Genomic DNA, 5,359 nt, shown 5'->3' on the forward strand with positions numbered 1-5,359 from the left:
CGCGGGGCGCCGGCCTGCCGCTCGCGCTGCTGGCCGCCGCCGCGCTGGGCTTCGGGATCGTCGTCGGCCAGCCGCTGCTGCTTCTGGATGCTTGGCTGCGCGCCAACGACGGCGGCGTGAACCCGGTCGCGGTGACGATCGTCGACGCGGGCGCGGCGATCGTCTCGGCGGCCTCGGCGCTCGGCTCCGCGCTGCTCGGCGTCGTGACCTATCGGCGGCTCGCCAGATAAGGCACCTGCGGCGCCGCGTCCTCGGGCAGCATCCCCAACGCGCGCGGATCGTCGAACGTCTCGATCGTCCGCGCCACCGCCGTGAAGCCCTGCGCGCGGTAGAAGTTGAGCGCGGACGGGTGATCGAGCGTGCACGTATGCACCCACACCCGCTCGACCCCGGGTGCCCAGGCGCGCGCCAGCGCCTCCGCCATCAGCCAGCGCCCCAGTCCCTGCCCGGCCAGTTCGGGCACCAGCGCGAAATAGCCGAACTCGCACGCGCCGCCCACGCGCCGGTCCAGCTCCAGCATGCCGACCTCGATGCCCCGCCGATCCACTGCCGCGTACACCTCCACCGCCGGATCGCCGATGATCCGCGCCAGCTCGGCCTCGGCCAGGGTCAGCCGCGAGAACCACAGCCAGCGTGTCCCCACCCGCCGAAACAGCGCCCGGTATCTGGCCGGCTCGGGCGCGGACCAGCGCTCCAGCCGCAGCGGCGCCGGCGGGATCGGCCGCGGCAGCGGCCGCGCGCGCATCTCCAGCGTCGTGACGATCGTCGCCAACTGCCCCGGCGCGACGGCGATCAATCCCATCGCGCGACCGGCGGCAGGCTCATCAGGATCGCGTCGATATTGCCCCCGGTCCGGAGACCGAACAGCGTGCCGCGATCATGGACGAGGTTGAACTCGGCATAGCGCCCCCGCCAGCGGTCGCGGGTCAGGAGGTCGGCGGCGGTGAACGGCTCGTCCGCCCTGGCCCGCACGATCGCCGGATAGGCGGCCAGGAACGCCGCGCCGACATCGGCGGCCAGCGCCAGCCCGTCCGCGACCGGCAGCTCCAGATGGTCGTAGAAGATGCCGCCGACGCCGCGATGCACGCCACGATGCGGGATGAAGAAATAATGCTCCGCCGTCTGGGTGAACCGGGGATACCAGGCCGGGTCGTGCCGGTCGCACGCCGCCTTCATCGCCGCGTGGAAATCGGCGGTGTCGGCGGCGCGCGGAATCGGCGGGTTCAGGTCCGCGCCGCCGCCGAACCATTGGGTGGTGGTGCGCAGGAAGCGCAGGTTCAGGTGCACGGCGGGCACGTGCGGATTGCTCATATGCGCGACCAGGCTGATGCCGGTGGCGAAAAAACGCGGATCGTCGCCCGCGCCCTTGATCGTGCGCGCGAACTCGCCCTCGAAGGTGCCGCCGACGGTAGAGACGTTGACGCCGACCTTTTCGAACACCAGCCCTGCCATCACCCCGCGAACGCCGCCGCCACCCGGCTCGCCCGACGGATCGACGCGGTCCCAGGGCAGGTAGGCGAAGCGCGCTTCCGACCCGGCCTCCGCCTCGATCGCCTCGAAGGCCGCGCAGATGCGGTCGCGCAGATCCTCGAACTGGGCGCGGGCGGCGGTCTGCTGATCGTCGAGCGGAAGCATCGGTCGGGCGTTAGGGCCAGCCGTCGGTCTGCCGCAAGGCCTCGCCCAGCGCGATCGCCGCCGTGAGCGCGACGTTGAGCGAGCGCGCGCCGGGCCGCATCGGCACGCACACGCGCAGGTCGGCGCGCGCGTGCACTTCCGCCGGTACGCCCGCGCTCTCCGCACCGAGCAGCAACACGTCGTCGGCGCGGAAGCGGGCCGTCGGCAACGACGTGGCGCCGGCGGTGGAAAGCAGCACGATCCGGCCCGACACCTGCGCCGCGAACGCCATCCAGTCCGCGTGCCGCACGACCTCGGCTTGCGCGAGGTAATCCATCCCCGCGCGGCGCATTGCGCGATCGCCCCAGGCGAACCCCATCGGCTCGATCAGGTCGACGCCCACGCCCAGGCAGGCCGCCAACCGCATGATCGCGCCGACATTGCCGGCGATGTCGGGCTGGTGAAGGGCAAGGCGCATGAGGGGCGCCGGTAGGACGTTGATCCATGTGGCGAAAGGGAGTTGGCAAAGCGTCGGGCGGGTGGCTAAAGGCAGGGTCACACCCGACATCCTCGGGGTTCGGGCGAGTGCCCGCTCACCGACGCGATTTGAGGACGATAATGGCCACGCTCAGCGATCAGCTACCACCCGGCGCGGACCCGGCGCTGCTGACCGAGGAAGTGGCCGACCCGCGCCGGCGCGATTACCTTCAGATCGCCGCCGTCACTTTCGCGGGTGCCGGCGCGGTCGCGATCGTGCTGCCGCTGATAAATCAGATGGCGCCGTCGGCCGACGTGCTGGCGGACTCGACCACCGAGCTGGACCTCAGCAAGATCGCGGCGGGCCAAGCGATCAAGGCCTCGTTCCGCAAGCAGCCGCTGTTCGTGCGGCACCTGACCCCGGCGGAGATCGCCACCGCCAACGCGGTCGACATCGGCTCGCTGCGCGATCCGCAGACGCTGGAAGCGCGAACCAAGCCGGGCAAGACGCAGTGGCTGATCACGATGGGCGTGTGCACGCATCTGGGCTGTATCCCGCTGGGTGCCGCCGAGGGCGAGAACCGGGGTGAGTTCGGCGGCTATTTCTGCCCCTGCCACGGCTCGCAATACGATACGGCCGCGCGCATCCGCAAAGGGCCGGCACCCAAGAACCTGGAAGTGCCGCCCTACAATTTCACCTCCGACACCGCCGTCACGATCGGTTGAGCAGAGACACGCCATGAGCTTTCCCTGGGCCAAGCATTACGAGCCGAAGCAGCCGCTGATGCGGTGGCTGGACGAGAAACTGCCTGTCCCGCGGCTCGTCTACAGCGCGATCGGCGCCGGCTATCCGGTGCCGCGCAACCTCAACTATTTCTGGAACTTCGGCGTGCTCGCGGGCGCGGCGTTGGGCATTCAGATCATCACGGGTATCGTGCTCGCGATGCATTACGCCGCCAACGGCGCGGTCGCGTTCGACTCGGTCGAGGGGATCATGCGGGACGTCAATGCGGGCTGGTTCCTGCGCTACGCGCACGCCAATGGCGCATCGATGTTCCTGGGCGTGGTGTACATCCACATCTTTCGCGGCCTGTATTACGGCTCGTACAAGGCGCCGCGCGAGATGGTGTGGCTGCTGGGCGTCACCATCTTCCTGCTGATGATGGCCACCGCCTTCATGGGTTACGTGCTGCCCTGGGGTCAGATGAGCTTCTGGGGGGCGCAGGTCATCACCGGCTTCTTCTCGGCGATCCCGATCGTGGGCGAGTCGATCCGCGTCTGGCTGCTCGGCGGCTACGCGCCGGACAATGCCGCGCTCAATCGCTTCTTCTCGCTCCATTATCTGCTGCCGTTCGTGACCGCGGGCGTGATCATCCTCCACATCTGGGCGCTGCACATCCCGGGCTCGAACAACCCGACCGGCATCGACGTGAAGGAGGAGCAGGATACCGTCCCGTTCCATCCCTACTACACCGCCAAGGACGGCGTCGGGCTTGGCGTGTTCTTCGTGATCTTCGCGTCGCTGCTGTTCTTCGCGCCCAATTACCTCGGCCATCCGGACAATTACATTCCGGCGAACCGGCTCTCGACGCCCGCGCACATCGTGCCGGAATGGTATTTCTGGCCCTTCTACGCGATCCTGAAGTCGTTCACCGTCAACTTCCTGTGGATCCCGGCGAAGCTGTGGGGCGTGATGGCGATGTTCGGCTCCATCCTGCTGCTGTTCTTCCTGCCTTGGCTCGATCCATCGCCGATCCGCTCGATGAACTTCCGGCCCAAGGCGCGGATCGCGTTCTGGATGCTGGTCGCCGATGTGCTGCTGCTCGGCTGGGTCGGCGGTGGCGAACCGTCGCCGCTGGCGATCACGGTGGGGCAGCTGGCCGCGGCCTATTATTTCACGCACTTCCTCATCATCTTGCCGATCCTGTCGAGCCTGGAGCGGCCCCGGCCACTGCCGCATTCGATCACGCAGGCGGTGCTGGCCAAGCATGGCGGCACCGCGCCCAACCAGACCGCGCTCGCCTGAGCCATCTTTGACAATCTAGGGGTATTGAGAGAGATGGTTCGTTGGATCGGCGGCTTGGTGGGGCTGGGCTTCGTCGCCGCGGTGCTGATCGGCTTGATCAGCACGGTCAGTGACTGGATCGCCAACCCGCCGGCGGAGACCGCGCCTGAGCTGGTGCGCGCGATGAACAAGGCCAATGGTGGCCGGCTACTGGAGGCCGGGCTGTCGTCGGAGGGTTCGTTCGGCACGTTCGACAAGCGTCAGCTGCAGCGCGGGTATCAGGTGTACAGGGAGGTCTGCTCCGCCTGCCACTCGATCCGCCTCGTCGCGTTCCGCGACCTGGCGCAACTGGGCTATAGCACCGGCCAGGTGAAGACGCTGGCGGCGACGTGGGACACGATCCCGTCGGTCAACGAGGACACGGGCGAGGCGTCGACGCGCAAGGGCATGCCGTCGGATCACTTCCCGCTGATCTTCGCCAACGACACCGCCGCGCGCGCCGCCAACGGTGGCGCGATCCCACCCGACCTGTCCGACATGGTCAAGGCGCGTGAGGACGGCGCCAACTACATCTATTCGCTGGTTGGTCACGGCTACGGCTCGCAACCCAAGGCGCTGCTTGCCAAGTTCCCCGACGCGACCACGCCCAAGGGCCGTTATTTCAACAAGTATTTTTCCAACCTCAACATCGCGATGCCGCCGCCGCTCAAGCAGGATGGGCAGGTGCAATATGCGGACGGCACCAAGTCGACGGTCGACCAGAACGCGAAGGACATCGCCGCCTTCCTGACCTGGACCGCCGAGCCCAAGCTGGAGACGCGCCATGCCGCGGGCTTCGGCGCGGTCGCCTTTGCGTTGATCTTCTGCTTCCTGGCGTGGGGTGCGTATCAGAACGTTTGGCGTGACGTGAAGCATTGAGGGTGAGGCGGTAGGCAATAGGCAATAGGGGTCGAGTTGAGCGACCGCATCCGAGATCACCTTCTGCCTTCTGCCTCTGCTCCTCCACGGAACACCCCCACACCCACCTCGTTGATCCGCTTCATACGGGAGAGACGGGTTGACGATGGGGGAGCAAGCACCGGTGGGCGCCGTGGCCGCGCGCGTGGCCACGATGCTGGCGGACGTGGACGTGCTGGTGATCCTTGCCGATGAACAGCGCGCGCAGGCCGTGGCCGCCGCGCTCGCTCCCGCAGCTCCCGCCGCCCACGTGCTTCATTATCCGTCGAGCGACGCGCTGCCCGGTGACGCGAGCCCGCCATCACC

Annotated in this window: 8 protein-coding genes; 5 read left to right on the plus strand and 3 right to left on the minus strand. The window is 68.1% G+C overall.

Annotated features, from left to right (window positions below; genetic code table 11):
• The coding region (locus HUU95_RS07495; RefSeq protein WP_174279546.1) for a hypothetical protein at window positions 1-230 on the plus strand (230 nt) is incomplete at its 5' end.
• Here HUU95_RS07495 and HUU95_RS07500 read toward each other — a convergent pair.
• The 3 genes from HUU95_RS07500 to HUU95_RS07510 are packed head-to-tail and all read right to left on the minus strand — an operon-like array spanning window position 209 to window position 2,092.
• Complete coding sequence (locus HUU95_RS07500) at window positions 209-802, minus strand: GNAT family N-acetyltransferase (protein WP_174279547.1); 594 nt, start codon at window positions 800-802, stop codon at window positions 209-211. The genes HUU95_RS07495 and HUU95_RS07500 overlap by 22 nt on opposite strands.
• Window positions 793-1,635 carry an oxygen-dependent coproporphyrinogen oxidase gene (gene hemF, locus HUU95_RS07505; protein WP_174279548.1) on the minus strand — a complete coding sequence of 281 codons (843 nt, stop codon included), beginning with the start codon at window positions 1,633-1,635 and terminating at the stop codon, window positions 793-795. Before hemF ends, HUU95_RS07500 begins: the two co-directional genes overlap by 10 nt.
• 10 nt (window positions 1,636-1,645) lie before the next feature.
• Entirely contained in the window at window positions 1,646-2,092 is a 447-nt protein-coding gene (locus tag HUU95_RS07510; RefSeq protein ID WP_174279549.1) for a tRNA (cytidine(34)-2'-O)-methyltransferase, read from the minus strand.
• A 140-nt stretch (window positions 2,093-2,232) separates the two neighbouring features.
• On the opposite strand from HUU95_RS07510, the gene petA reads away from it, so the two are divergent.
• The 4 genes from petA to HUU95_RS07530 form a co-directional block, all read left to right on the plus strand.
• Complete coding sequence (gene petA / locus HUU95_RS07515) at window positions 2,233-2,817, plus strand: ubiquinol-cytochrome c reductase iron-sulfur subunit (protein ID WP_174279550.1); 585 nt, start codon at window positions 2,233-2,235, stop codon at window positions 2,815-2,817.
• A gap of 13 nt (window positions 2,818-2,830) precedes the next feature.
• Entirely contained in the window at window positions 2,831-4,117 is a 1,287-nt protein-coding gene (locus HUU95_RS07520; RefSeq protein ID WP_174279551.1) for a cytochrome b, read from the plus strand.
• Between the two features lie 33 nt (window positions 4,118-4,150).
• Window positions 4,151-5,014, plus strand: coding sequence for a cytochrome c1 (locus HUU95_RS07525; protein WP_174279552.1), 864 nt, complete (start codon window positions 4,151-4,153; stop codon window positions 5,012-5,014).
• Window positions 5,015-5,177: 163 nt separating this feature from the next.
• On the plus strand, window positions 5,178-5,359 hold a 182-nt coding region (locus HUU95_RS07530; protein ID WP_174279553.1), incomplete at its 3' end, for a hypothetical protein.

The sequence above is a fragment of the Sphingomonas bacterium genome, from assembly GCF_903643065.1.
Lineage (GTDB): Bacteria > Pseudomonadota > Alphaproteobacteria > Sphingomonadales > Sphingomonadaceae > Sphingomonas.

Excerpts from the sequence above, each read along its gene's own strand:
- HUU95_RS07510 (WP_174279549.1), bottom strand. The coding sequence starts at position 2,092 with ATGCGCCTTGCCCTTCACCAGCCCGACATCGCCGGCAATGTCGGCGCG.
- hemF (WP_174279548.1), bottom strand. The coding sequence starts at position 1,635 with ATGCTTCCGCTCGACGATCAGCAGACCGCCGCCCGCGCCCAGTTCGAG.
- HUU95_RS07520 (WP_174279551.1), top strand. The coding sequence starts at position 2,831 with ATGAGCTTTCCCTGGGCCAAGCATTACGAGCCGAAGCAGCCGCTGATG.
- petA (WP_174279550.1), top strand. The coding sequence starts at position 2,233 with ATGGCCACGCTCAGCGATCAGCTACCACCCGGCGCGGACCCGGCGCTG.
- HUU95_RS07525 (WP_174279552.1), top strand. The coding sequence starts at position 4,151 with ATGGTTCGTTGGATCGGCGGCTTGGTGGGGCTGGGCTTCGTCGCCGCG.
- HUU95_RS07500 (WP_174279547.1), bottom strand. The coding sequence starts at position 802 with ATGGGATTGATCGCCGTCGCGCCGGGGCAGTTGGCGACGATCGTCACG.